The 25,908-nt window shown below is 73.8% G+C and carries 21 protein-coding genes and 1 pseudogene; 7 read left to right on the top strand and 15 right to left on the bottom strand.

Going from position 1 to position 25,908, the window contains the following annotated elements; genetic code table 11:
* Positions 1-97 precede the first annotated feature (97 nt).
* Positions 98-2,701, bottom strand: coding sequence for an ATP-dependent chaperone ClpB (gene clpB, locus WAB14_RS09460; protein ID WP_340269334.1), 2,604 nt, complete (start codon positions 2,699-2,701; stop codon positions 98-100).
* A 216-nt stretch (positions 2,702-2,917) separates the two neighbouring features.
* On the opposite strand from clpB, the gene WAB14_RS09455 reads away from it, so the two are divergent.
* Together WAB14_RS09455 and WAB14_RS09450 are read left to right on the top strand one after the other, a co-directional pair.
* Positions 2,918-3,658 (top strand): HAD-IIA family hydrolase, encoded by a 741-nt coding sequence (locus WAB14_RS09455; protein WP_340269650.1) that lies wholly within the window; start codon positions 2,918-2,920, stop codon positions 3,656-3,658.
* Positions 3,659-3,766: 108 nt separating this feature from the next.
* Positions 3,767-5,320, top strand: a complete 1,554-nt coding sequence (locus WAB14_RS09450; protein WP_340269333.1) for an alanine/glycine:cation symporter family protein — start codon at positions 3,767-3,769, stop codon at positions 5,318-5,320.
* A gap of 134 nt (positions 5,321-5,454) precedes the next feature.
* On the opposite strand, the gene WAB14_RS09445 is transcribed toward WAB14_RS09450, so the two are convergent.
* From WAB14_RS09445 to dnaK, 5 genes are read right to left on the bottom strand one after another with little or no spacing between them, the layout of a single operon-like run.
* On the bottom strand, positions 5,455-5,823 hold the full coding sequence (locus tag WAB14_RS09445; protein ID WP_377002812.1) for a heat shock protein transcriptional repressor HspR: 369 nt from the start codon (positions 5,821-5,823) through the stop codon (positions 5,455-5,457).
* Between the two features lie 59 nt (positions 5,824-5,882).
* Positions 5,883-6,941 (bottom strand): DnaJ C-terminal domain-containing protein, encoded by a 1,059-nt coding sequence (locus tag WAB14_RS09440; protein ID WP_340269331.1) that lies wholly within the window; start codon positions 6,939-6,941, stop codon positions 5,883-5,885.
* 47 nt (positions 6,942-6,988) lie between these two features.
* The gene (locus WAB14_RS09435; RefSeq protein ID WP_340269330.1) at positions 6,989-8,212 is read right to left on the bottom strand and encodes an EAL and HDOD domain-containing protein; all 1,224 of its coding nucleotides are present in this window, start codon (positions 8,210-8,212) and stop codon (positions 6,989-6,991) included.
* 45 nt (positions 8,213-8,257) lie between these two features.
* A complete protein-coding gene (locus WAB14_RS09430; protein WP_340269329.1) occupies positions 8,258-8,917 on the bottom strand; it encodes a nucleotide exchange factor GrpE in 660 nt (219 codons plus the stop codon).
* On the bottom strand, positions 8,914-10,788 hold the full coding sequence (dnaK, locus tag WAB14_RS09425) for a molecular chaperone DnaK (RefSeq protein ID WP_340269328.1): 1,875 nt from the start codon (positions 10,786-10,788) through the stop codon (positions 8,914-8,916). The genes WAB14_RS09430 and dnaK overlap by 4 nt, the downstream gene beginning before the upstream one ends.
* A 178-nt stretch (positions 10,789-10,966) precedes the next feature.
* On the opposite strand from dnaK, the gene WAB14_RS09420 reads away from it, so the two are divergent.
* Positions 10,967-11,278: a DUF4235 domain-containing protein gene (locus WAB14_RS09420; RefSeq protein WP_340269327.1), complete on the top strand. Its 312-nt coding sequence runs from the start codon at positions 10,967-10,969 to the stop codon at positions 11,276-11,278.
* A 19-nt stretch (positions 11,279-11,297) separates the two neighbouring features.
* Complete coding sequence (locus tag WAB14_RS09415; RefSeq protein ID WP_340269326.1) at positions 11,298-11,444, top strand: hypothetical protein; 147 nt, start codon at positions 11,298-11,300, stop codon at positions 11,442-11,444.
* A gap of 16 nt (positions 11,445-11,460) precedes the next feature.
* On the opposite strand, the gene WAB14_RS09410 is transcribed toward WAB14_RS09415, so the two are convergent.
* The 3 genes from WAB14_RS09410 to WAB14_RS09400 are packed head-to-tail and all read right to left on the bottom strand — an operon-like array spanning position 11,461 to position 15,088.
* Positions 11,461-12,108 (bottom strand): acetate uptake transporter family protein, encoded by a 648-nt coding sequence (locus tag WAB14_RS09410; protein WP_340269325.1) that lies wholly within the window; start codon positions 12,106-12,108, stop codon positions 11,461-11,463.
* A 35-nt stretch (positions 12,109-12,143) separates the two neighbouring features.
* Positions 12,144-12,626: a hypothetical protein gene (locus WAB14_RS09405; protein ID WP_340269324.1), complete on the bottom strand. Its 483-nt coding sequence runs from the start codon at positions 12,624-12,626 to the stop codon at positions 12,144-12,146.
* Positions 12,623-15,088: a molybdopterin oxidoreductase family protein gene (locus WAB14_RS09400; RefSeq protein ID WP_340269323.1), complete on the bottom strand. Its 2,466-nt coding sequence runs from the start codon at positions 15,086-15,088 to the stop codon at positions 12,623-12,625. Before WAB14_RS09400 ends, WAB14_RS09405 begins: the two co-directional genes overlap by 4 nt.
* 123 nt (positions 15,089-15,211) lie before the next feature.
* On the opposite strand from WAB14_RS09400, the gene WAB14_RS09395 reads away from it, so the two are divergent.
* Positions 15,212-17,533 carry a (Fe-S)-binding protein gene (locus tag WAB14_RS09395; RefSeq protein WP_340269322.1) on the top strand — a complete coding sequence of 774 codons (2,322 nt, stop codon included), beginning with the start codon at positions 15,212-15,214 and terminating at the stop codon, positions 17,531-17,533.
* An 18-nt stretch (positions 17,534-17,551) separates the two neighbouring features.
* On the opposite strand, the gene WAB14_RS09390 is transcribed toward WAB14_RS09395, so the two are convergent.
* Positions 17,552-18,451 (bottom strand): hypothetical protein, encoded by a 900-nt coding sequence (locus WAB14_RS09390; RefSeq protein ID WP_340269321.1) that lies wholly within the window; start codon positions 18,449-18,451, stop codon positions 17,552-17,554.
* A gap of 3 nt (positions 18,452-18,454) precedes the next feature.
* Positions 18,455-19,033 carry a dCTP deaminase gene (dcd, locus tag WAB14_RS09385; RefSeq protein WP_340269320.1) on the bottom strand — a complete coding sequence of 193 codons (579 nt, stop codon included), beginning with the start codon at positions 19,031-19,033 and terminating at the stop codon, positions 18,455-18,457.
* A gap of 132 nt (positions 19,034-19,165) precedes the next feature.
* On the opposite strand from dcd, the gene WAB14_RS09380 reads away from it, so the two are divergent.
* Positions 19,166-20,920 carry a diguanylate cyclase domain-containing protein gene (locus WAB14_RS09380; protein WP_340269319.1) on the top strand — a complete coding sequence of 585 codons (1,755 nt, stop codon included), beginning with the start codon at positions 19,166-19,168 and terminating at the stop codon, positions 20,918-20,920.
* A 4-nt stretch (positions 20,921-20,924) separates the two neighbouring features.
* Here WAB14_RS09380 and WAB14_RS09375 read toward each other — a convergent pair whose 3' ends face one another.
* Positions 20,925-21,971 carry a sodium:calcium antiporter gene (locus WAB14_RS09375; RefSeq protein ID WP_340269318.1) on the bottom strand — a complete coding sequence of 349 codons (1,047 nt, stop codon included), beginning with the start codon at positions 21,969-21,971 and terminating at the stop codon, positions 20,925-20,927.
* Between the two features lie 3 nt (positions 21,972-21,974).
* Positions 21,975-22,325: a DUF3140 domain-containing protein gene (locus WAB14_RS09370; RefSeq protein WP_340269317.1), complete on the bottom strand. Its 351-nt coding sequence runs from the start codon at positions 22,323-22,325 to the stop codon at positions 21,975-21,977.
* 266 nt (positions 22,326-22,591) lie between these two features.
* Between WAB14_RS09370 and WAB14_RS18230 the strand changes: the two are divergent.
* A pseudogene (locus tag WAB14_RS18230) lies at positions 22,592-23,137 on the top strand (hypothetical protein); the annotation flags it as partial.
* A gap of 82 nt (positions 23,138-23,219) precedes the next feature.
* Here WAB14_RS18230 and WAB14_RS09365 read toward each other — a convergent pair.
* Both WAB14_RS09365 and WAB14_RS09360 read right to left on the bottom strand, forming a co-directional pair.
* Positions 23,220-24,824: a xylulokinase gene (locus tag WAB14_RS09365; protein ID WP_340269316.1), complete on the bottom strand. Its 1,605-nt coding sequence runs from the start codon at positions 24,822-24,824 to the stop codon at positions 23,220-23,222.
* Positions 24,821-25,888, bottom strand: coding sequence for a LacI family DNA-binding transcriptional regulator (locus WAB14_RS09360; RefSeq protein ID WP_340269315.1), 1,068 nt, complete (start codon positions 25,886-25,888; stop codon positions 24,821-24,823). The genes WAB14_RS09365 and WAB14_RS09360 overlap by 4 nt, the downstream gene beginning before the upstream one ends.
* Positions 25,889-25,908 lie beyond the last annotated feature (20 nt).

Raw genomic sequence — 25,908 nt, 5'->3', positions numbered from 1 at the left:
CCGCCTACCCGCACCGCCCGTCGTCCGCGGGCGCCTGGACGCCGGGTACCCGCGTGGGGTCGGGACGAAACGGACGGTCAGAGGGGGCGTGACCGGCTCACGCCTCGACGCGGGCCACCGGCAGGACGCTGAGCCCGGTCGCGCCCTCCCCCGAGGCGACGTCGACGACGACGGTGTCGCCGTCGACGACCTCGCCGGCGAGGAGCTCCTTCGCGAGCCGGTCCCCGATCTCGCGCTGGACGAGGCGCCGCAGCGGTCGGGCGCCGTAGGCGGGGTCGTAGCCGGTGAGGGCGAGCCACTCCCGGGCCGCGGGCGTCACCTCGAGGATGAGGCGCCGCTCGGCGAGGCGGGCGGCGAGGGCGTCGACGTGGAGGTCGACGACGTGCCCGAGCTCCTCGAGGCTCAGCGGGTCGAAGACGACGACCTCGTCGAGCCGGTTGACGAACTCCGGCTTGAACGCCATGCGCACCGCGTCGAGGACGGCGGCCCGGCGCTGCTCGCCCGTCAGCGACGTGTCCATGAGCGAGGCGGAGCCGAGGTTGCTCGTCAGCACGAGGATCGTGTTCCGGAAGTCGACCGTGCGGCCCTGCCCGTCGGTGAGGCGGCCGTCGTCGAGCACCTGCAGGAGCACGTCGAAGACCTCGGGGTGGGCCTTCTCGACCTCGTCGAGGAGGACGACGGAGTACGGCCGGCGCCGCACCGCCTCGGTGAGCTGGCCGCCCGACTCGTAGCCCACGTAGCCGGGGGGCGCACCGACGAGCCGGGCGACGGAGTGCTTCTCGCCGTACTCGCTCATGTCGATGCGGACCGTCGCGCGCTCGTCGTCGAAGAGGAAGTCCGCGAGGGACTTCGCGAGCTCGGTCTTGCCGACGCCCGTGGGGCCGAGGAAGAGGAACGAGCCCGTCGGGCGGTCGGGGTCGGAGATGCCGGCCCGCGAGCGGCGGACGGCGTCGGAGACCGCGCGGACCGCGGTGGTCTGCCCGACGAGGCGCCGGCCGAGCACCTCCTCCATGTGGAGCAGCTTCTCCGTCTCCCCCTCGAGGAGGCGGCCCGTGGGGATGCCCGTCCACGCGGCGACGACCTCGGCGATGTCGTCGGCACCGACCTCCTCGTTGACCATGCGCTCGGCGCGCTCGTCGGCGTCGGCGCTGCCGGCGGCGTCGAGCTCCTTCTGCGCGAGCGGGATCTCCCCGTAGAGGAGCCGCGACGCGCGCTCGAGGTCACCCTCGCGCTGCGCGCGCTCGGCCTGGGCGCGGAGCTCGTCGATGCGGGCGGTGAGCTCCCCGACCCGGTTGAGACCGGCCTTCTCCGCCTCCCACCGCGCCTGCAGCCCGGCGAGGCGCTCTGCCTTGTCGGCGAGGTCGGCGCGCAGCCGCTCGAGCCGCTCCTGGGAGGCGGCGTCGTCCTCGTGGGACAGCGCGAGCTCCTCCATGCGCAGCCGGTCGACGCCGCGGCGGAGCTCGTCGATCTCGACGGGACTGGAGTCGATCTCCATGCGCAGGCGGCTCGCGGCCTCGTCGACGAGGTCGATCGCCTTGTCCGGCAGCTTGCGCGCGGGGATGTAGCGGTGGCTGAGCGTCGCCGCCGCGACGAGCGCGGAGTCGGCGATCTTCACCTTGTGGTGGGCCTCGTAGCGCTCCTTGAGGCCGCGGAGGATGGCCACGGTGTCCTCGGGCGACGGCTCGCCGACCATGACCTGCTGGAAGCGCCGCTCGAGCGCGGCGTCCTTCTCGACGTTCTCGCGGTACTCGTCGAGCGTCGTGGCGCCGACGAGCCGGAGCGCACCCCGGGCGAGCAGCGGCTTCAGCATGTTGCCCGCGTCCATGGCGCCCTCGGCGGCGCCCGCGCCGACGACGGTGTGGAGCTCGTCGATGAACGTGACGATCTGCCCGTCGGAGGCCTCGATCTCCGCGAGGACGGCCTTGAGCCGCTCCTCGAACTCCCCGCGGTACTTCGCGCCGGCGACCATGGCCCCGAGGTCGAGCGCGACCAGACGCTTGTCGCGCAGCGACTCGGGCACGTCGCCGGAGACGATCCGCTGGGCGAGGCCCTCGACGACGGCGGTCTTGCCCACGCCGGGCTCGCCGATGAGGACGGGGTTGTTCTTCGTGCGGCGGCTCAGCACCTGCACGACGCGCCGGATCTCCGCGTCGCGGCCGATGACGGGGTCGAGGCGACCCTCGCGCGCGTCGGCGGTGAGGTCGCGGCCGTACTTCGTGAGCGCGTCGTACGTGCCCTCGGGGTCCGGGCTCGTCACCTTGCCGGCGCCACGGACCTGCGGCAGGGCGGCGAGGAGGCCGTCGCGGGTGGCCCCGGCGCCGCGCAGCACCTCGCCCACCGGGCCCTGGTCCGCGGCCAGGCCGAGCAGGAGGTGCTCGGTGGAGACGAACGCGTCGTCGAGGCCGCGCATCTCGTCGCCCGCGGCGGCGAGGGTGGTGTGGACGCCGCGGGAGACCCGCGGTTCGGTGACGGAGGTGCCGGACGCGCTCGGGAGGGCGTCGACGAGCTGGTCGGCGCGCCGCCGCAGCGCGTCGGCGTCGGCCCCGACGGCCGCGAGGAGCGCAGAGGGCACCCCGGCACGGTCGGCGAGGAGGGCCTGGAGCAGGTGTGCCGGCTCGACGAAGGGGTTGCCCTCCGTCGTGGCGCGGTGGGCGGCCGCGGAGAGCGCCTCCTGGCTGCGGGTGGTGAGCTTCGGGTCCAACAGACGTCCTCCTGGTCTTGAGCCGATCGGGCTCAAGTATGGAAGTTGAGCCACGTCGCGTCAACTTCGGTGGGCTGCCGCCGGACGTCCCCACCCATAGGCTCGTCCGACATGGCGAGCAGGCAGTCCACCCGCGAGTCCGACGGCACGACGAGCGCCGCAGGCGACGGCAGCGGCACGCACGAGGACTTCGAGTCGCGCGCGTGGCTCACCGACATGGACGGCGTCCTGGTGCGCGAGGGGGAGATGGTCCCTGGCGCCGACCGGTTCCTCGCCGCGCTGCGCGAGGCAGGCCGACCGTTCCTCGTCCTGACGAACAACTCGATCTGGACCGCGCGCGACCTCGCGAACCGGCTCCAGGGCAGCGGCGTCGACGTCCGCGAGGAGGAGATCTGGACCTCCGCGCTCGCGACGGCGACGTTCCTGCGCGACCAGGCCGAGGGGGCGTCGGTCTACGTCGTCGGCGAGACCGGCCTGACGTCGGCGCTGCACGAGAGCGGGTTCGTCATCACCGACACCGACCCGGACTACGTCGTGCTCGGCGAGACCCGCACGTACTCGTTCGAGGCGATCACCAAGGCGATCCGTCACATCACGAACGGCGCCCGCTTCATCGCCACGAACCCCGACCCGACGGGCCCCTCCCCCGAGGGACCGCTGCCCGCGTGCGGAGCCGTCGCCGAGCTCATCGCGACGGCGACGGAGCGCCGCCCGTACGTCATCGGCAAGCCGAACCCCGTGATGTTCCGCTACGCCATGAACCTCATCGGGGCGCACTCGGAGACCACGACGATGGTCGGCGACCGGATGGACACCGACGTCGTCGCCGGCATGGAGGCGGGCCTCCGCACCGTCCTCGTGCTGTCCGGGTCCACCCACGAGAAGGAGCTCGGCCGCTACCCGTACCGGCCCACGCTCGTGCGGGAGTCCGTCGCCGACCTCGTCGACATCGTGTGAGCCCGGGCCGCGCGCCGGGGTGGCCCGGTCGGCGCGGGGTCACTACGGTCGGGCAGGTCCCGCTGCTCCCGGGCACCGGCGCCCGGGTCCCGACCCGAGGGAGCCCAGATGTCCGCGAGCCTGCCGCTGCTGGCGACGAGCGCCACGACCGGTCCGATCGAGCGGGTGGAGAACGCCATCGACGGCGCCTTCACACCGGTGTCCGACGCCGTCAGCGCCGTCATCTTCGCGCCCGTCACGTTCGGGGAGATCTCGTTCCCGTGGATCGTGTCGTGGCTCATCATCGGCGCGGTCGTCTTCACCATCGGCTACAAGTTCATCCAGATCCGCGGCTTCGCCCACGCGACCGCCCTCGCCCGCGGGAAGTACGACGACCCCACGGCGCCCGGTGAGGTCACGCACTTCCAGGCGCTGACCGCGGCGGTGTCGGGGACCGTCGGCCTCGGCAACATCGCCGGCGTCGCGGTCGCGGTGTCGATCGGCGGGCCGGGCGCGACGTTCTGGATGATCGTCGCCGGCCTGCTCGGCATGGCGACGAAGTTCGTCGAGTGCACGCTCGGGGTGGCCTTCCGCGAGGAGCACCCGGACGGCACGGTGACCGGCGGTCCGTTCCGCTACCTCGCCGTCGCCTTCCGCAAGCTCAAGGTGCCCGGCCTGGCCAAGGTCCTCGTCGCCGTCTACGCGGTCGCGATCCTCGCCTTCGGCCTCGCCGGCGGGAACATGTTCCAGGCCAACCAGACCTTCGCGCAGGCGGAGAACGTCACCGGCGGCGCGGACGGCCCGCTCGGCTCCGGCGGCGCGTCGCTGATCTTCGGTCTGGTGCTCGCGACGCTCGTCGGCGCCGTCATCATCGGCGGCATCCAGTCGATCGCGAAGGTCACGAGCCGGCTGGTCCCCGCGATGGCGATCGTCTACGTGCTCGCGTGCCTCACGGTCCTCGCGTTCAACGCGACCGCGGTGCCGGGGGCGTTCGCCGCGATCGTCGACGGCGCCTTCGACCCCGAGGGGGTCGCGGGAGGGATCATCGGCGTGATGGTCGTCGGCTTCCAGCGCGCGGCCTTCTCCAACGAGGCCGGGCTCGGGTCCGCGGCCATCGCGCACTCGGCGGTCAAGACCCGTCACCCGGTGACCGAGGGCTACGTCGCCCTGCTCGAGCCGTTCATCGACACCGTCATCATCTGCACGATGACGGCCGTCACGATCGTCGTGGCGTCGCCCCAGTCGTGGCTCGACGCGCGGGACGCCTACGCGGCCGGTGAGAGCCCGAGCCCCGACGGCGTCGTCCTCACCTCCGACGCCTTCGCGACCGTCATCCCGTGGTTCCCCGTCGTGCTCGCGATCGCGGTCGCGCTGTTCGCGTTCTCGACCCTCATCACGTGGTCGTACTACACGCTGAAGGCGTGGACGACGCTGTTCGGCCGCACGCCCGGCAGCGAGCTCACCTTCAAGCTCCTCTACTGCGTCTTCACCGTCATCGGCACGGTGCTGACGTTCTCCGCGGTGCTGAGCTTCGCCGACGCGATGCTCTTCATCTGCGCGCTCGTCAACATCCTCGGGCTCTACCTGCTGTTCCCCGAGGTGCGGCAGATGCTGCGCGACTACACCGCGGCGCGTCGGGCGGGCGAGATCGTTCCGATCGCGGAGCGCGAGCCCACCGCCTGACCGCCCACGTCGGCAAGAACGCAGACCTACGCGCCAACCGTCGACACAAACGCAGACCTACGCGCCAACCGTCGACACAAACGCAGACCTACGCGCCAGAAGTCGGCAAAAACGCAGACAGACGGCGGGGCGGGTCAGGCGCGGGACTGCGGGCGCCAGACCACGAGCGCCGTCGACACCTCGCGGCGGCGGGGGCGGCGGCCGGGCGGCATCGCGACGATGTCCCCGGCGGCCCCGGCGGCGAACACCCGGTCGGCGGCCTCGCGGGTGCGGCGCAGGTCGTCGCGCGCGGCGGCCAGCTCGTCCTTCAGCCGGCGGACCTCCGCCTCGAGCTCGAGGATGCGGCGGATACCGGCGAGGTTGACGCCCTCCTGCTGCGACAGGCGCTGGACCTCGCGGAGGCGCTCGACGTCGTCGTCGGTGTAGCGCCGGCCGCCGCCGCGGGTGCGGGTCGGGGTGACGAGCCCCTCGCGGTCGTACTGGCGCAGCGTCTGCGGGTGCATGCCGGCGAGGTCGGCCGCGACGGAGATGACGTAGGCCCGGCGGACGGTCCTCGCCTCGCTCACGACGCCACCTCCTGGCGCAGGGACTCCGCCGCGGCGAGCAGGTCGGCGCGCGGGTCCGCGCCCTCGTCGGCCCGGCGCAGCGTCTCGACCGCCGCACGCGCCTCGCCGCTCAGCTTCTGCGGCACGACGACGGTGACGGTCGCGAGCAGGTCGGTGGGAGCGCCCTTGACGGCGGGGCCGCGGCCCTTGAGCCGGAACGTCCGCCCGGACGGGGTGCCGGCGGGCACCTTGAGCCGGGCGACGCCCTCGAGCGTCGGGACCTGCACGGTCGCCCCGAGGGCGGCCTCGGCGAAGGTGACAGGCACGTTCACGCGCAGGGCGGCACCGTCCCAGGAGAAGACCTCGTGCGACTCGACGCGGACCGTCACGAGCAGGTCGCCCCGGCCCGCCGACCCGGTGGCGCCCTTGCCGCGCACGCGGACCTTCTGCCCGTCCTTCACCCCGGCGGGCAGGCGGACGTGGACGGTGCGCGGACCGGCGCCGGGGTCGGCGACCTGGACGTCGACCTCGGCCCCGAGCAGGGCGCGCGCGAGCGTCACCCGGGCGGTGGCCGTGAGGTCGGCGCCCTTGACGGGGCCGCGGGTGGCACCGGGGAAGCCGCCGGTCGGCCCGCCGCCGGGCGCGCCCCCGAACCCGGCCTGCCCGCCGAGGAGGTCGGCGAGGAGGTCGTCGAACTCCTGCGAGCCCTGGCTGCTGCGGCGGCCGCTCGTGCGGGTGCCGTAGCCGCCGCGGGGCGCCCCGCCGAACATGCCGCCGAACAGGTCCTCGAAGCCGGCGCCGCCGGGGCCCGCCCCGCTCCCCGCGGTGAAGCGGGCACCGGAGCGCATCGCCCGCACGGCGTCGTACTGCTGGCGCTTCTCGGGGTCGGACAGGACCGAGTACGCCTCGCCGATGTCCTTGAACCGCTGCTCCGCGGCGGCGTCACCGGCGTTGGCGTCCGGGTGGTGCTTGCGGGCGAGCGCGCGGTACGCCTTCTTCACCGCGGCGGCGTCGGCGTCCTTGGGCACGCCGAGGACCGCGTAGAAGTCCTTCTCCAGCCAGTCCTGTCCCGTCATGGTGCGGACCAGGGTGCAACCCTGAGTCGGGTCGTGTCAAGTTTGGCTCAGCCGTCGACGGCCGAGGCGGTGCGAGCCGCCTCCCTGAGCGCCGCCAGGTACGCCATCGACACCTCGAACGGCGTGTACCCGTTCGACATGACGACGGCGGGCGCGCCGCGCTCGTGCCCGACGACCGCGCGCAGCGCGGAGCCCACCGGACCCTCGCCGTGGAGGACGGCGGCCTGGACGGCCTCGTCGACGCCGCTGGAGCGCAGCGTCTCGGCGGGGTCGCTGCCGAGCACCTCGGAGACCGCCGACAGCAGCCCCGCCGTGTAGGCGACGTCGCGGTGCTCCGGCTCGAGCCGGCCGCACGCGCCCGCACGGGCGAGCATCGTGACGACGTGCTCGCGGGGGACCTTGCGCGACCCGCCGAGCACCATGAGCACGACCCACGCGCTGAGGATGCGGGGCCCGAGCAGGACGACGGCCTGCAGGACCGAGCGGACGGGGCGCCCGACACCGGCGGGGCTGCTCGCCGTCCGCAGCACCCGCAGGGCCAGGCCCGGGTCGGAGGACACGAGCGCCTCGACCTCGGACGCCTCCGCCTCCGCGGCCAGCGCGGCGAGGAGCCGGACGCACGCGACCTCGGACGGCGTGAGCGTCGACGTCGCGACGGTGCGGGGACGGTCGAGGAAGAAGCCCTGGACCAGGTCGGCGCCGGCCGCGGCCGCGAGCTCGAGGTCGAGCTCGGTCTCGACCCGCTCGACGAGGACCTGCGCGTGCGGTGCCACGGCTCGGGCCTGTTCGACGACCTGGTGGAGGGCGGCCTGGCCGAGGCGGGACAGGTCGATCTTCACGACGTCGGCGACCCGCAGGAGCGGCTCGCGGCGGGCGTCGCCGTCCCAGTCGTCGATCGCGACCCGGTAGCCCTGGGCGCGCAGCCGCTCGACGCCCTCGAGGACCTCGGCGTCGACACCCACGTGCTCGAGGACCTCGACGACGACCCGGTCCGGCACGTCGGGCAGCGGGACGTCGCCGACCACGTAGCCGCGCGGCGCGTTGACGTAGAGGGGCAGCCGGCCCGAGATGTCGTCGACCCCGAAGTCGCCGAAGACGGCGCTCAGCACCTGGGCCGTCGCCGCCTCGTGGTCCTGCTCGTCCTGCAGCGACTCGATGGGGAGCTGCCGGAACAGCAGCTCGTAGCCGACCAGCCCACCGGCGATCCCGCCGACGAGCTCATGGATGCCCTGACGGCCCACGAGGACCGTGTGGAGGCTGCTGGTGCTCACCGTCACACGGTCCTCGTTCGGCACCGCCCGTGCCCGACTTGACCCTCAGGCGGGGGTCGCCACCGCCACACGGGCGGGGCGCAGGACACGTTCACCCGTTCGGTAGCCCCGCTGGAGCACCTGGGTGCACGTCGGCACGTCTACCTCGGTCTGCCCGTCCTGCAGCAGCGCCTCGTGGAGCGAGGGGTCGAACGGCTCGCCGGCCTCCCCGAACGCCTCGAGACCGAGCCGCTGCAGCGTGGCGGTCAGCTTGTCCGCCACCGCCGCGAAGGGACCCGTGAGGTCGCCGTGCTGCCGGGCGCCCTCGACGTCGTCGAGGACGGGCAGGAGCGCGGCGAGGACGGCGGCGCGCGCCTCCTGCCCCGCCTGCTCCCGGTCGCGCTCGACGCGCCGGCGGTAGTTGACGAAGTCCGCCCGCTCCCGCTGGAGGTCCTGCAACCGCGCGTCGGCGAGGGCGAGCGCCTCACCGAGCGGGTCCGACCCCTCCCCGGCCGGCCGCTCCGGGCCGTCGACCGGCGGCAGCCCGCCCTCGGCCCGGGCCGCCGCCTCGTCGGCGGCGGCCACGGACTCGTCGGGTCCCGGGTGGTCGGTCCCTACGGCCTCCTGCTGGTCGACGGCCTCCGCCGCCGCGGCGAGGTCGTCGCCGGCGGGTGCGGGGACGTCGCTGCCGGGCTGGCTCACGCTGTCCTCGGGCTGACCGGTCACTTGCTCTCGTCCTCGTCGACGACCTCCGCGTCGACGACGTCCTCGTCGGACCCCGCACCGGCGTCACCGGGGGTGTCGCCGGCCGCGCCCTGCGCCCCCTCACCCGAGGCGGCCGTGGCCGCGTACATCGCCGCGCCGAGCGCCTGGCTCGTGCTCGACACCTTCTCCACCTTCGCCTTGAGGTCGTCGACGGGGGTGGCGGGGTCCTCGAGCGCCTTCTTGAGGTCGGCGAGGGCCGTGTCGACCTCCGCCTTCTCCGACTCGGGGAGCGTGTCGGCGTTGTCGGCGAGGAACTTCTCCGTCTGGAAGACGAGCCCCTCGGCCTGGTTGCGGGTCTCGGCCTCCTCGCGGCGCTTGCGGTCCTCCTCCGCGTGCTCCTCGGCCTCGCGCACCATGCGGTCGATCTCGTCCTTCGGCAGCGCCGAGCCGCCGGAGATCGTCATGGACTGCTCCTTGCCCGTGCCGCGGTCCTTCGCGTTGACGTGGACGATGCCGTTGGCGTCGATGTCGAAGGTGACCTCGATCTGCGGCACGCCCCGCGGGGCCGGCGCGATGCCGGTGAGCTCGAAGGTGCCCAGCGGCTTGTTGTGCTGCGCGAGCTCGCGCTCGCCCTGGAACACCTGGATGAGCACCGACGGCTGGTTGTCGTCGGCGGTCGTGAAGACCTCGCTCCGCTTGGTCGGGATCGCGGTGTTGCGCTCGATGAGCTTCGTCATGAGCCCGCCCTTGGTCTCGATGCCGAGGGACAGCGGCGTGACGTCGATGAGGAGGACGTCCTTGCGGTCGCCCTTGAGGACGCCGGCCTGGAGGGCGGCGCCGAGGGCGACGACCTCGTCCGGGTTGACGCCCTTGTTCGGCTCCTTGCCGCCCGTCAGCTGCTTGACGACCTCGGTGACGGCCGGCATGCGGGTGGACCCGCCGACGAGGACGACGTGGGAGATGTCCGAGACGCTGATGCCGGCGTCCTTGATGACCTGGTGGAACGGCGCCTTCGTGCGGTCGAGCAGGTGGGAGGTCATCTGCTCGAACTGCGCGCGCGTCAGCTGCTCGTCGAGGTGGACGGGCCCGTTCTCCGTCATCGACAGGTACTGCAGGGAGATGCTCGTGCTCGTCGAGCTCGACAGCTCCTTCTTCGCCTGCTCGGCGGCCTCCGAGAGGCGCTGCATGGCGATCTTGTCCTTCGACAGGTCGACGCCGGTCGACATCTTCACCTTGCCGAGCAGGTGCTCGACGACGGCGTTGTCCCAGTCGTCACCCCCGAGGCGGTTGTCCCCGGAGGTCGCGCGGACCTGGATTGTGGAGAAGCCGTCGTCGTCCTTGCCGACCTCGAGGAGGGACACGTCGAACGTGCCGCCGCCGAGGTCGAAGACGAGGATGTTCTCGTCCTCCTTGCCCTTGTCGAGGCCGTAGGCCAGGGCCGCCGCGGTGGGCTCGTTGATGATGCGGAGGACGGTGAGGCCCGCGATCTCGCCGGCCTCCTTCGTCGCCTGCCGCTCGGCGTCGTTGAAGTACGCGGGGACGGTGATGACGGCGTCGGTGACGGCTTCGCCGAGGTAGGACTCCGCGTCGCGCTTGAGCTTCTGCAGGACGCGGGCGCTGATCTCCTGCGGCGTGTACTTCTTGTCGTCGATCGACTGGGACCAGTCGGTGCCCATGTGGCGCTTGACGGAGCGGATGGTCCGCTCGACGTTGGTCACGGCCTGGCGCTTGGCGATCTCGCCGACGAGGACGTCGCCGTTCTTGGCGAACGCGACGACGGAGGGCGTGGTGCGCCCGCCCTCGGCGTTCGCGATGACGCTGGGCTCGCCGCCGTCGAGGATCGCGACGACGGAGTTGGTGGTGCCCAGGTCGATGCCTACTGCACGGCCCATCGGGGGTACTCCTTCTGCTGGGGCGTTCGCGCGGCCCGCCGGGTCGACGGGCCGTTCCGACCACGAGAGTCGGTCTTGAGCCGTCCCGTGTCAAGTCGGGACGCCTCATTCTTGAGCCGATCGGGCTCAACTCCGGCGATCTGTTGCCGCCACGGGTCTCCAGGGGCAGGGTCGGGACATGCCGACCTTCGCGTGGAAGCTGATGTCGATCGCCTTCCGCTTCGCCGCCCTGGCCGTGGTCAACAAGGTCCTCCTCGTCACGTGGAAGGCCGTCACCGGACGGGAGGCTCCCGAGGAGCCGGAGAGCCCGGAGGTGCGCGCGGTCGAGGCGCTCGTCTTCGCAGCGATCAGCGGCGCGGCCGTCACCGTCATCCGGACCATGGCGACGCGGCAGGTCGCCGCCCGGACGGCGAAGAAGGGCAACCAGCTGCCCGAGGCGATGCAGACGCCCTACACGGGCGACGAGACTCGCCCGAGGCGTCGTCGCTGAGCGCCCGTACCCTGGCTCCGTGCTGAGGTTCCTGCGCGGGAGGACCGCCGACGGCGAGGTGTCGCCCGCGGCCCGGCTCGTCGCCGTGCTCGTCGTCGTCGCCATGCTCGTGACGGCGGCCCCGCTCCTCGTGGTCGCGACCCGGTGGCTCGTCGGGCTCCTGTGAAGGGCAGCGGCCGGCGTCACAGCTGGTCGCGGACCCCCGCCTCGTGGCGGACCTCGCCGAGCTGCTGACGCACGTCGCCGTGCATCGCCACGCCGGCCGCCCCGCGCCGCCCCAGCGGCAGGGAGGTGCGGTGCGAGGCGTCCTCCAGCTCGAGGGCGAGGGCGGCGTAGAGGGCGAGCGCCCCGAGCACGAGCCCGGTCGCACCTGCGGCCGACGACCAGCCCGCCGACCCGGTGAGCTCCGCCACCCCTGTCACGGCGAACCGGAGGGCGGACAGGGCGATGACCGCCGCGGGCACGAGCTTGGTGCGCGCAGCGGCCGCCGGGACGCTCAGCGCGAGCGCCGAGAGCACGAGCAGGACGCCGAGGCCCGCGCTCGAGGCGCCGGGTGCAGTCGTGAGGGTGACGTACCCGACGACGACCCAGGTCCCTGACAGCACCGCCATACCGGTCCCGGCGACAGGGTCGCGTGCGAGGAAGCCGAACACGGACGCGAGCAGCTGGACCGGTGCGGTGAAGAGCAGGGCCGCGAGGGCGACCACCCGCCCCTGCTCCGGCGGCAGCCAGCCGAGCTGGAGGACCGCGAAGGCCGTCGTCGCCACCGCGAGACCGAGGAAGCCCAGCGGGAGGGGCGTGCCCACGGGTCGCAGGACGATCCTCGTCATGCCCAGCGCGTCGTCCGGGGAGCCACCCTCCCCCATCAGCTGACGAGGATCTGGGTGGCGGACTCCTTGAGCTTCGCGTTCGCCCACCGCATCTGCCGCAGCGTCTCGGGGTGGCAGGCCTTGCTGAGCGCCAGCAGCTCGGCGTCCCGCACTCCCTGCGCCGCCTGCGCGACCAGCTCCCAGTCGACCGAGACCCCGCACGCGAGCGTGTAGACCTCGCGGACGTCGACGAGCAGACGGAGGGCAGCCCGCGGGTCCCGACCGACGGCGTCCGACCACCGCTCGCGCGCGGCTGCCAGCAGGCCCTGCCCCGTGACCGGCTCGGGGTCGAGGTCGACGTCGTAGCGGCTTCCCGCGTCCGCGAGCGCGCGGACGTGCGCTTGCGACCACGACGCGAGCTCACGGCCGAGGTAGAAGACGTCGTGGTCGACCCGGTGCCGCTCCGACACCTCGAGCAAGGCCCGGGCGAGCTCGTTCTCCGAGCGGTGCAGCTCCCGCAGCGCCATCCCGATCTTCATCGTGCACCTCCGGCGACCCGGGCGCGGACGTCCTCCTCGACCGCGGCCGCCGGCCCTCCCGCCGTGGCGGGCGGACCGGTTCGCACCGAGCGGGACGCGGTCGTCGAGGGCGCGGCCGACGGCGTCCCGTCACCGCGCTCGAGCAGCCGGACCCGCGCGACGGCCGTCTTGAAGATCGGCTGCTTGGAGCAGGGATCCCACTCGGTGACCGTGAGCTCGTTGGCCGCGCGCGCGCCACCGTCGGGCTCGTGCCCCGACGGGGTGTCCCAGTAGCCGTAGTGGAAGGGCAGGAAGACGACGCCTCGCCGGATGCCGCTCACCCGCAGCCGCGCCTGCACGGCGGCGCGCGGGGACGCGACCTCGAGGAGGTCGCCCTCCGCGACGCCGTACGCGTCGGCGTCGTGCGCGGACATCTCGACCCACACCTCCGGGGCCGCGGCCTGCAGCTGGGGCGCCCGGGCCGTCTTCGTGCGGGTGTGGAAGTGGTAGAGGGTACGGCCGGTCGTGAGCTGCAGCGGGTACTCCTCGCTCGGCAGCTCGTGGGGCGGGACGTACCGGGCGTACTTGACGACCGCCTTGCCGTGGGGGTTGAGGGCCTTGTACTCGGTCTGGCTCACGGGCGCCCCGGTGACGAGGTCCCGCCCGTAGCTCTCGCAGTAGTCCGGTGCGCTCCAGAACGCCCCGTCGACGTACAGGCGCTCGGTGCCGTCCGGGCTGCGGTCGTTGCAGGGCCACTGGACGCCCGATCCACCCTGCAGCCGGTCGTACGTCAGCCCCGTGTAGTCGCACGGCCGACCGCGCGTGCACTCCTTCCACGCCTCGAAGGCCGACTCCGGGTCGTGCCAGTGCACGAGCGGGCCGCCGTCCTTGTCCTGGAAGCCCATGCGACGCGCGTAGTCGAGGAAGATGTCGAGGTCCGGTCGCGCCTCGCCGGGTGGCTCGACCGCCTTCCCCGAGTAGTGGACGGTGCGGTCGACGTTCGTGAACGTGCCCTCCTTCTCGCCCCACGTCGCCGCGGGGAGGACGACGTCGGCGATCTGCGCCGTCTCGGTGAGGAAGATGTCCTGGACGACGAGGAAGAGCCGTTCCTGGGACAGCACCGAGCGCACCCGGTGCAGCTCCGGGAGGGACACGAGCGGGTTGGTCGCCTGCACCCAGAGGAAGCGGATCGAGCCCTCCTCGGCGTAGCGCAGCTGCTGCATGACGTGGGTCGGCGGGGTGTAGTGCGGGATCGTCATCGGGTCGACGTTCCACACCCGCGCGAGGTCGGCGACGTGCGACTCGTTCGTCCAGTTCCGGAACGCCGCGAGGTCGCCGTCCGCGCCCGCCTCCCGCGTGTTCTGTGCGGTCGGCTGCCCGTTCATCTGGAGGATGCCGTTGCCAGGCGTCCCGAGCCTGCCGCGGACCAGGTGGATGTTGTTGACCTGGACCGCGGCCGCGGTCGCCTGGTTCGACTGGTAGAAGCCCTGGAGCACGGTGGAGAGCAGCCGGTCGGCGGTGCCGACGAGCCGCGCCGCCTCGCGGAGGTCCTCGACGGGCACGTCGCAGACGTCCGCCGCTCGGTCGGCCGACCACGTGGCGAGCTGCTCCTTCAGCTCGTCGAACCCGACGACGTGGCGCTCCACGTAGTCGTGGTCGACCCAGTCGTGGGCGATGACCTCCGCGAGCAGTCCGTTCATGAGCGCGACGTTCGTGCCGGGGCGTGGCGCCAGGTGCACCGCCGCCTCGCGCGCCACCGGGGTCAGGCGCGGGTCCACGCACACGACGGCGGGCGGGTTCGGCCCCGCGAGCCGGTCGAGGATGCGGGTCCACAGCACGGACTGCGTCTCCGCCATGTTGTGCCCGTACAGGGCGATGACGTCGGCGTGGTCGACGTCGGTGTACGACCCGGGCTGGCCGTCGCAGCCGAACGACTGCTTGAGCGCCGCGGCCGCCGTCGCGGTGCACAACCGGGTGTTCCCGTCGACGTGCGGGGTCCCGACACCGGCGTGGGCGACGACACCGAGGGTGTAGTACTCCTCGAGGAACAGCTGACCGGTCGTGTAGAAGCCGAGGGCGGAGGGTCCCTGCTCGGCGAGGAGGTCCTGGCTGCGGCGCACGACGAGGTCCATGGCCTCGTCCCAGTCGGTCTCCACGAGCCGGCCGCCCCGGCGGACGAGGGGACGTGTGAGGCGGTCCGGCGAGCGGTTCGCCTGCCACCCGAACAGGTCCTTCGGGCCGAGCCGGCCGTGGTTGACACGGTCCTCCCCGCGCCCCCTCACCCCGACCACCCGGCCGTCCTTGACGGCGATGTCGAGGGCGTCGCCGTTGCTGTGGAGGATGGACGCCGACTGGACCCACCGGTCGACGTCCGCCTCGGTCACCCCGTCGGCGAGGTGCATGTCGACGCGGACCGGCCACACCTCCCCCCGCCCGTAGGGCGTGCGGGTGCCCCACGGCGCCGCGATCGCGTCCCTGCTCATGCTGCCGCCCGTGTCCGCCGCTCCTGCATGGGCCTCGCGTACCCGGTGACGCAGGTTCGACACCCTCAGGTGGTTACTGGTCGGTAACATGAGAGGCTGAGCGCACCCGGAAGGAGCTTCAGCGTGGACTCTCTGCAGGTGCTGCAGGCCGTCGCCCTCGTCATCGCGCTCGCGGTCACCGCGGCCGGCGTCGCCCTGTTCGTCGCGACGCTCGCCCGCATGGTCGCCGTGCTGCGGCTCGGTCAGCCCGATCCCACGCGCACCGACGCCCTCGGCACACGCCTCGTCACGACCGTCCGGGAGGTCGTCGGGCACACGCGGATGCTGCGGCGGCGGTGGGTCGGCGCCGCCCACTGGTTCGTCATGGTCGGCTTCGTCGCGCTCGTCGGGACCCTCGCCACCGCGTACGGGCAGCTGACGGACCCCGGTTTCGTGCTGCCCGTGATCGGCCACTTCCCGCCCTACGAGTGGGTCGTCGAGGCGATCGCGTGGCTCACCGGCCTCGGCATCCTCACCCTCGTCGTCATCCGCCAGCTCCAGGGGCCGCGCGCCGCCGGCCAGCCGCGCCGGTCCCGCTTCTACCGCTCGACGACGTGGCAGGCCTACTACGTCGAGGCGACGATCCTCGCGATCGTCGTGTGCGTGCTCGCGCTCCGGGCGCTGGAGTACGCGTACGAGAGCGCCGAGGGCGCGGGCACGGCGACGCTGCTGCACTACCCCCTGACCGCGTGGCTCGGCGAGGCGCTCGTCGGGATCTCGACCGGCGCGCTGGCGGCCGCGATCACGGTCGTCGCCGCCGTCAAGATCGTCGTGTCGATGGCGTGGTTCGTCGTCATCGGGCTCACCCCGACGATGGGCGTCGCGTGGCACCGATTCACCGCGCCGTTCAACGTCTTCCTCAAGCGGCACGCGTCGGGCCGGACGAGCCTCGGCGCGGTGCAGCCGATCCGGGTCGGCGGGGAGGTCGTCGACCTCGAGGCGGCCGAGGACCTGCCCGACGACGCCGCCCTCGGGGTCGGCTCGGCCTCCGACCTCACGTGGAAGGGCCTGCTCGACGTCACGACGTGCACCGAGTGCGGCCGCTGCCAGGACCAGTGCCCGGCGTGGCAGACCGAGAAGCCCCTGAGCCCGAAGCTCCTCATCACCTCGATGCGCGCCCGGGCGTACGACGACGCCGCCCGCGCGCTGGACGGCCACGACTCCGGCTCTGACGCCCTCGGGCGCCCCCTCGTCGGCGAGGTCGCCGGCGGGGGCGACTACGCGGGCGTGCCCGCGGGGTGGGAGCGCGACCCGCACGCCGACGTCCTCGGCTCCCTCGTCGCGGCGGGCGCCGGCTCCGACGGCGCGGCGATGAGCGAGGACGTCCTGTGGTCGTGCACGACGTGCGGGGCGTGCGTCGAGCAGTGCCCGGTCGACATCGAGCACGTCGACCACGTCGTCGACATGCGCCGGCACCAGGTCCTGCTCGCCGACGCCTTCCCCACCGAGCTGGGGAACCTCTTCGGCAACCTCGAGAAGCGGCAGAACCCGTGGGGTGTCGGCGCGAAGCAGCGCATGGACTGGGCGAAGGGGCTGTCGTTCCCCGTGCCCGTCGTCGGCGGGGGCGGACCGGACGACGTCGACGCCTTGAGCGAGGTCGACTACCTGTTCTGGGTCGGCTGCGCGGGCGCGTTCGAGGACCGCGCCAAGAAGACGACCCGCGCCGTCGCCGAGCTCCTCCACACCGCCGGGGTCCGCTTCGCCGTCCTCGGCCCCGCGGAGGCCTGCACGGGCGACCCGGCCCGGCGCGCCGGCAACGAGTTCCTGTTCCAGATGCTCGCGGCGCAGAACGTCGAGACGTTGCAGGAGGCCGGTGCCGAGCCGGGCGGCACGAAGGTCGTCGTCACGTGCCCCCACTGCTTCAACACCCTCGGCAACGAGTACCCCCAGCTCGGGACGCAGCTCGACGTCGTCCACCACACCCAGCTGCTGAACCGGCTCGTACGCGACGGCCGCCTCACGCCGGTGTCGGCGCCGGACGCCGACCGTCGCGACGTCACGTACCACGACCCGTGCTACCTCGGGCGGCACAACGGCGTCTACGCCCCGCCGCGGGAGCTCATCGAGGCCTCGGGCACGCGCCTGACGGAGATGCCCCGCAGCGGCACGACGAGCTTCTGCTGCGGCGCCGGCGGCGCCCGCATGTGGATGGAGGAGAAGCTCGGCACCCGCGTCAACATCAACCGCACGACGGAGGCCGTCGCGACCGGAGCCGGGGCGATCGCGGTCGGCTGCCCGTTCTGCCGCGTCATGCTGTCCGACGGCCTCACGAGCCTCCAGGGCGAGCAGAGGGCACCGGAGAGCACGGAGGTGCTCGACGTCGCCCAGCTCCTGCTCGAGGCGGTGCGCCGCGGACAGCCGGCGGGGCAGTCGCAGGAGAGCGCCGAGCCCGCCGGCCAGGCCTGACGCCGGCCGGCGCCCGGATCAGACCTGGTAGCGGTCGACGAGGAAGCCGTCGGCGTCGACGATCGCGCCGCCGCCGAGCTCCGCGAGCGTGCGCGTGATGGCCGCCATCGGGCGGCGGGCCCGCTCGCGGCACGCCAGCGCAAGGCCCTCGAGGTGCTCGAGGAGGTGCCACTCCTCGTCCGGGGCCACCCACCGGACGTCGTAGACGGCCATCGGACCCGCCCCGAACGGCTCGCCCGCCACGGCGGGCTCCGGGTGCTCCGCCACCTGCCCCTCGACGACCACGGCCCCGGCCGGGCCCATCGGCAGGTGGACGACGAACGGGGTGCCGTCCGGCGCCTCGAGCGCCTCCGGGGAGGTGTCGCCGCCGACCGCGACCTGGACGCCCTCGCCCTCCTGCGCGCACACCGCCGCGACGTCGGCGGGCCGGATCCACGTCGGGGACACGACGCGCGTCTCGACGGCCGTCGTGTGGTCGGGCGTCAGCGCGTCCCGCGACCCGACGGGACGGACGGCACCGCCGAGCCGGCGGGCCAGGGCGAGGAGCAGCTCGAGCCCGGCGAGCTCGGCCCCGGTCGGGAGCCCGTCGGGGAAGGCGCGGTGCAGGCCGTCGGGTCGACGCGGCGGCTCGCCGGGTTGACGCGGCGAGCGCTCGACCTCGAGGTCGTAGGCCACCGACCACGGGGTGGGGACCTCGGCCGCGACGGCCGCCTCGGTGCTGATGTCGTGGGGGCCGTGGAGGGCAGCGACGCCGTCGAGGTCGGCGGTGCCGGTGCCGACGAGGTCGGCCTGCGGGTACCAGCAGCGGACGAGGGCGTCGACCTGGTCCGGACCGGCGACGGTCGGCACCAGCAGCAGGTGGCGGCCGCGCAGCGGCGCCCACGGGTCGGCGGCGGCCCGTCGGCGCAGTCCCGGCACGGCTCAGACCTCGCTGCGGTGGAAGTTCTGCCACGACCGGCTGGCCGTGGGTCCGCGCTGGCCCTGGTACCGGTTGTGCCGCTCCCCGCCGGAGCCGTACGGGTGCTCGGCCGGGCTCGAGAGCCGGAAGAAGCACAGCTGCCCGATCTTCATGCCGGGCCACAGCGCGATCGGCAGCGTCGCCATGTTCGACAGCTCGAGGGTGACGTGGCCGGAGAAGCCGGGGTCGATGAACCCGGCGGTCGAGTGGGTGAGCAGACCGAGGCGCCCGAGGCTCGACTTGCCCTCGAGCCGGGCGGCGAGGCCCGCGCCGAGCGTCACCTGCTCGTACGTCGAGCCGAGGACGAACTCGCCGGGGTGGAGGACGAACGACTCCCCCGCAGGCACCTCGACGAGCCGGGTCAGGTCGGGCTGCTCGACGCTGGGGTCGATGAGCCCGTAGCGGTGGTTGTCGAAGAGGCGGAACCACCGGTCGATGCGGACGTCGACGCTGCTGGGCTGGATCATCGTCGCGTCGTAGGGCTCGAGGACGATCTCCCCCGCCGCGACGGCGGCGGCGACGTCGTGGTCGGACAGCAGCACGAGCCGACCGTAGCCGAGCCAGGCGTGCGGCTCACGACCCGAGGTCGGACGCAGGGCGGGCGCGCTCAGGAACCCGGGCCGTTGCGCCGATGTGACGGACGTCATGTCGTCTCGACGGAGGAGGAGGTCGGCATGCGCACTCGCGCCGTGTCCCGCGACGCCGTCCTGCTGCTCGTGTACGTCGTCGCCATGTGGGTCGGCCGTGAGACGCGCCCTGAGGGTTCCCAGGTGTCCCTCGTGTGGCCGGCGGCCGGCGTGGGCGTGTGGTGGCTGCTGCAGCACCCGACGTGGCGCCGGGCCGCCCTCCCGGCGACGCTGCTCCTCCTGTGCACGGTCCTCATGAACCGGTGGACGGGCGCGGCGTGGGACCTGGCTGCGGCATACGGAGCGGTCAACGTCGTCCACGCCGCCCTCGGGGCCGCGCTCGTCCGCCGCGCGCTCTCGGGCGGGTCCGCGCTCCGCGAGCCCGGCGAGGTCATGCGGCTCCTCGCCGCGTGCCTCGCGGTCGGGGTCGTCAGCGGCACCCTCGTGACGGTGGCGCTGGCCGCTCTCGCCGATGCGAGTGCGTGGCCGACGTGGGCACTGGTGTCCGCACGGAACGGGGGCACGACCTTCGTCGTGCTCGCGGTCCTCCTCTCCCTGCGCCGTACCCGGGGCGACGCCCAGTGGGTGCGCCGCCCCGTGGAGACAGCCCTCGTCTGCTGCGCCGCCGGGGTGCTCGTCACGTGGCTCTTCCTCACCGACGGCGGCATCAGCACGCTGTTCCTCGCCCTCGCGGTCCCGGTGTGGTCCGGGGTCCGGCTCGGCCGACGGACGAGTGCCCTCCTCAGCGCGGTCGTCGGGGTCGTCGCCGTCGTCGGCACCGTCATCGGCACCGGGGCGTTCGCGGTCGTCTCGGACGAGGCGGCGCGGGCGGCGCTCGTCCAGTGCTTCACCGTCCTCGTCATGGTGACGAGCCAGGCGCTCGCGACCCTGCAGGAGTCCCGCGACACCCTCGCGGCCGAGCTCGCGGCCTCGCGGGACCGGCTCGCCGAGGCCAGCGACGCGGCGGTCATCGGCAAGGCGGTCGTCGTGCGGGGCACGGACGGTGGCTGGGTGCTCCGCGACGCCAATCCCGCGCTCGTGGTCCTCCTCGGACGCGACCCGTCGACGCTGCGCTGGCGCGAGCTCCTCGACCCCGACGACGCCCGCCGCACCCGCCGCGCCCTCGACGAGATCGCCCACGGCACGCGGACCCGGTGGGACGGGGAGGTGCGCCACCTGCGCCCCGACGGGACGCCCGTGTGGACGCAGGTCCACGTCTCCCTCATGTCGGCGCCCAACGGCCGCACGACCGTCGTCGCGCAGGTACTCGACGTCACAGAGCGGCGCGCCGCGCAGGAGCGGCTCGCGTTCCTCGCCCACCACGACCCGCTGACAGGCCTCCTCAACCGCCGTCGCCTCGTCGAGGAGCTCGACACCGTGCTCGCCGACCGGCGCAACGGCGGTGTCGCCGTCCTGTTCTGCGACCTCGACCGCTTCAAGGACGTCAACGACACCCTGGGGCACGAGGCGGGCGACCTCGTGCTCCGGCTCGTCGCGACCCGGCTGCGGTCGACGCTGCGCCCGCAGGACGCGACGGGGCGCCTCGGCGGTGACGAGTTCGTCGCCGTCTGCCCCGGCGTCCCCGACGCCGCCGTCGCCGACATGCTCGCCGATCGCGTCCGCGGGGCGCTCGCGCCCGCCCTCGCCGACGCGGCACCCGGTCTTCCCGTGGGCGCGAGCATCGGTGCCGTGGTCGCGGTCCCCGGCGATGACGCGGCCTCGCTCCTGCGGCGCGCCGACTCCGCGATGTACGAGGTGAAGCGTGCCCACCGGCGCCCGCCCGGGGTGCCGGCGCCGCGCTGAGGCCCTAGAGGAACGCGACCCCGACGATCGCCGCCACCCAGATCGTGGGGATGGCGAAGCCCTCGAAGCCGATCCCGCGGCGTCCGCGCAGGAGCAGCCCGGCGGCGAGCAGCGCGCTCATGAGGAGGGCGGCGGCGAGCAGCAGCAGACCCGTCGGTCCGGCGTCGGCGTAGACGACGCCCTGCCGGTAGAAGACGTCGGCGAGCGCGATCTGGAGGGCGTCGAAGACGTTGCCGCCGATGATGTCGCCCACGCCGAGCGCGAGCGCGCGCATCCGGACGGCCGCGATGAGCGTGACGAGCTCCGGCATCGACGAGACCCCGGTCGTGAGGGTCGACCCGACGAGGCCCCCGGAGAGTCCCGTCGCCTCGACGACGCCGAGCCCGGCGCGTCCGACCGTGTAGCCGGCCACGGCCATCGACACCGCGAGCGAGAGGAACAGCACCGCGAGCCGGCCCGCGCTGCGCTCCGACGGCTCCTCGGGCTCGTCGTGGACGGTGTCCGGGGTCTCGACCGGCTCCCACATCGGCTCGTTGCGCTGCTGGCGCACGAGGACGAGACCCGCGACGTAGAGGACCGGGATGGCGAGCGACGCCGGGTGGACGGCGAACAGCGACAGGTTCGGGACCGCGTAGCCGAACAGCGGCACGGCGAGCAGCCCGACGAGGATGAGGGACTGCATGAGGTTCTCGCTGCTGGCCGCGGCGTGCTCGAGGTTGACGCGGCGGTAGAAGATGTCGGCGACGCTCAGCCACACCGTCTGGATGAGGATCCCGCCGACGGGATTGGCGAGCGCGAACTGCGCGTCGCCGGCGAGCGCGCCCGTCGCGAGCGTGACGAGTCCGGGCAGGGACGTCGTCGCACCGAGGAAGATCGCCCCTGCGATGGCCTCCCCGAGTCCGGTGCGGTCGGCGATCTCGTCGACGACCCCGGTGATCTTCGTCCCGGTGTAGACGATGACACCGGCCGAGAGGAGGAGGGCGACCAGGCTCGGCCACAGCGGCCACGGGTCGCTGCCGGGCAGCAGCGCGGGCAGGACCTGCGGGAGCACGCGTCAGCCCTTGAGCGGGTCGTGCCCCCAGTTCATGAGGCTGTACCGCCAGGGCGTGTCCTCGACGTCGCCCTTCGGCCGCTGCTTGCTGTGCCGGGCGACGTAGCCGACGACCTTGCGCATGTGGGCGACGTCGGACTCGGTGAGGTCGGCCTTCTTCGTGTCCTTGATCTCGAGGATCCGCCGCCCGCTCGCGTGCCCGGTCGACTCGCCACCGCCGGAGGAGTCACCGACGGACGTGGACTCGTCGGTGTCGAGCCACTCGCGGAGCTCCTTCGGTGTCATGTTGACAGCGTCGTTGAAGTCGCCGTAGACGTCGTCGAGGTCCTCGGGCTGGGCGGAGTCGGCGGCCATGCGCTCGACTCTGTCGGGAGGACCCGCGGCCCGCCACCGGTGGCGCTCGCTACCGGGCAGCGCCTCCCGCTGGCTGGACCTGGTCGCCGCCCTGGCACCGCTCGGGTCCGTGGTGTCGGTCGACGTGCCGGGAAGCCTCACCGGCCTCACCGGCGCACCCGCCGGCCACCGGCCCGCGGTCCTGTCGGACGCGCGGTTCGTACGGGCCCTCCTGGACCACCTCGACCTCGAGCGCGTGGTGCTTGCACGGGTGATCCGCCGGCGGGCTGATCGCGGTCCTGGCCGCTGATCTCGTGCCCGATCGGGTGGGGGGACTCGTGCTCGCGGCCCCGGCCCTGCCGTGGCGGCGCACCGGACGGTCCGAGGTGCTGCTCTGGCGGACCGCGGGTCGTGCCGTCGTGGCGGCGGCACCGCCGGTGGCCCGTGCGGTGCTGCGCGTGGCCGGCGCGCCGCTGCTCCCCGCGACACGCGGCTCCGTCGAGGACCGGGTCGCGCCGGCCACCTGGCGCTCGGGTCTGCTCGGCGGCGACCCGTCCCGCGTGTCGGCGGCGCAGGCGCCTGTCTGGGCCGACGACGTCACCCCGGTGCGGACCCGGGTCCGCCACCTCGACCGGTTCGTCAGCGGGTTCGCGTCGACGGTCGAGGCGGTGCTCGTCGACCAGGAACCGGTGACCGCGGTCCTCGACCGGCTCACGGCGCCCGTGCTGCTCCGGTGGGGGGCCGACGACCACCTCGTCGACCCGCCCTCGCTCCGAGGCCACGCCGCACGAGCGGGATGGACCGCGCACGAGGTGTCGGGCGCCAGGCACCTGCTGCCGGTCGAGGTCCCTGAGGACCGCGCGCGCGACCGGCGAGTGGTGGGCGTCCGTCACGCAGTCGTCGGCGTAGCGGTGGTCACGGCAAGGCGGCCGTCGCCGCTTCCTGGACGACCAGCCCCGCCCGGTAGCGGTCGAGGTAGCGCGCGTACCCGGCCACGTCGTCCGGCTCCGGCTCGACGACCGCGGTGGCGGAGCGGGCGAACACGGTCCGGTCGAGGAACTCGGCGAGCTCCTGACCGGTGTCCCGCACCGCGTAGGCCGCCAGGACGGCGATGCCCCACGCGCCGCCCTCGTCCGCCGCGTCGTTGACGGCGACCGGGATGCCGAGCGCGGCCGCGAGCAGCCGCTGCGCGACACCCTCGGTGCGGAACAGACCACCGTGGCCCACCATCACGTCGAGCTCGACGCCTTCTTCCGCGAGCACCTCCATGCCGAGGCTCAGCGTGCCGAACACGCCGTACACCTGGGTGCGGGCGAAGTTGGCGAACGTGAGCCGGCTGTCGGGGGTGCGGACGACGAGCGGCCGCCCCTCGTCGAGGCCCGTGATCGGCTCACCGGCGAGGTAGTTGTAGGCGAGGAGGCCGCCGCCGTCCGGCTCGCCGTCGAGCGCAGCGCGCAGGAGCGCACCGAAGACGGCATCGGGGTCCGCACTCGCCCCGAGCGCCGCCGCGAACCCCCCGAGCAGGCCGGCCCACGCGCCGAGCTCGCTCGCGCCGTTGTTGCAGTGGACCATCGCGACGAGGTCCCCGACCGGCGTCGTCACGACGTCGATCTCGTGGTGAACACGGGCGAGGGGCTGCTCGAGCACGGCCATGGCGAACACGCTCGTGCCCACGCTGATGTTGCCGGTTCGGGGAGCGACGGCGTTCGTCGCGACCATGCCCGTGCCGGCGTCGCCCTCGGGAGGACAGAACGGGACCCCCGGCTGCAGGTCACCGGACGGGTCGAGCAGTGCCGCCCCCTCCGCCGTGAGGCGACCGGCGTCGGCACCCGCGGCGAGGGCGGTCGGCAGGAGCGCGGACAGCGCAGCCGCGGACGCGTTCCGCCGAGCCACCAGGGCGTCGACTCGAGACAGCAGGTCCGCGTCGTAGTCCCGGGTCGACGGGTCCACAGGGAACATCCCGGACGCGTCGCCCACCCCGAGGACCTGCTCCCCCGTCAGGCGCCGGTGGACGTACCCGGCGAGCGTCGTGAGCGACGCCACCTGCGGCACGTGCGGCTCGTCGTCCAGGACGGCCTGGTAGTAGTGGGCCACCGACCAGCGCAGCGGGATGTTGAACCCCAGCTCCTCGGTGAGCTCCGCCGCCGCCGCGCCGGTGGTCGTGTTGCGCCACGTGCGGAAGGGGACGAGCAGCTCGCCGTCGGCGTCGAGGGCGAGGTACCCGTGCATCATGGCCGACACCCCCGCGGCGGCGAGCCTTCGCGGGAGGACGTCGAAGCGCCGCTCCGCGTCGGCGCGCACCGCGCGGAAGGCCTCCTGGACGCCCGCCCACACGGCGTCGAGGGAGTACGTCCACAGCCGGTCGACGAAGTCGTTCTCCCACGCGTGGCCGCCGGTCGCGAGCACGTTGCCGGCGGGGTCGACGAGCACGGCCTTGATGCGGGTCGAGCCGAGCTCGATCCCGAGCACGGCGCGACCCTCGGCGAGGGTGCGGACGGCGTCGTCGCGGTCCACGGTCATGAGGTCCTCCGGGTGGTCGGGGGCGGGGCGGTGCTGGACCGTACGGCCAGCGAGGGCGTGACGGTGCGCTCCGGTACGCGGCCCCGGGGCACCTCGGCCCCGGCGACGAGGTCGAGCAGGGTCGCGACCGCGAGCTCGCCGAGCTCGGGGAAGTTCTGCCGGACGCTCGTGAGGGCGGGGCCGTAGAAGGGCGCCTCCGGCACGTCGTCGAACCCGGCGACCGAGACGTCGTCCGGCACCCGGCGCCCGGCCTCCTGCAGGGCGCGGACGACGCCCAACGCGGTCGGGTCGTTGGCGGCGAAGACGGCGGTGACGTCGGGGTCGCGTGCGAGCAGTTGCCCCGCGGCGTAGCCGTCGGCGGCGGTCCAGCCGCCGCCCACCGGTTCGGGGACGCCACGGCCGGAGTCGCTCAGCGTCGCCCGCCACCCGGCGACCCGCTCCTCGGCCTCGAGCCAGTCGGGCGGACCGGCGACGTGGTGCACTGTCTCGTGGCCGAGGTCGAGCAGGTGCTCGGTGACGAGCGCGGCGCCGAGCGCCTGGTCGACGCAGACGATGGGGAGGTCGGCGACGAGGCCGCCGTCCACCGCGACGACGGGCGTCCCCTCGGGCAGGGCGAGCATGACGTCGGCAGCCGTGCGCTGCGGAGCCACGACGACGACGCCTCCGACCCGGAGCTCCTCGAGGTAGGCGAACGCGTCCGCGACCGAGGCGACGTCGAGGTCGGGCAGGGACGCGACGTTGACCTCGCGCCCGCGTCGGCGCACCGACTGCTCGACGGCGAGGAGGATGCTCGCCGGGCCGAACAGCGTGGTGTCGGCGACGACCACCCCGACGGCGGCCGACCTGTCCGTCACCAGAGCGCGCGCCGCGGCGTTCGGCCGGTAGTCCAGCTCGGCGATCGCGGCCTCGACGCGCTCGCGGGTCGCCTGTCGGACGCCCGGGCTCCCGTTGAGGACGCGGGACACGGTCTGGTGGGACACGCCGGCGAGCCGGGCGACGTCGTGCATGACCGGCGCACGGCGGCCGCCGCGCCGACCCGCAGGAGCACCCGGCGCCGTCGTCACCTTGACGAGCCTACCCTCGT

It is taken from the genome of Aquipuribacter nitratireducens (assembly GCF_037860835.1).
GTDB lineage: Bacteria > Actinomycetota > Actinomycetes > Actinomycetales > JBBAYJ01 > Aquipuribacter > Aquipuribacter nitratireducens.
Note: the sequence above shows the minus strand (reverse complement) of the source record. Positions and strands in the feature narration are given on the sequence as shown.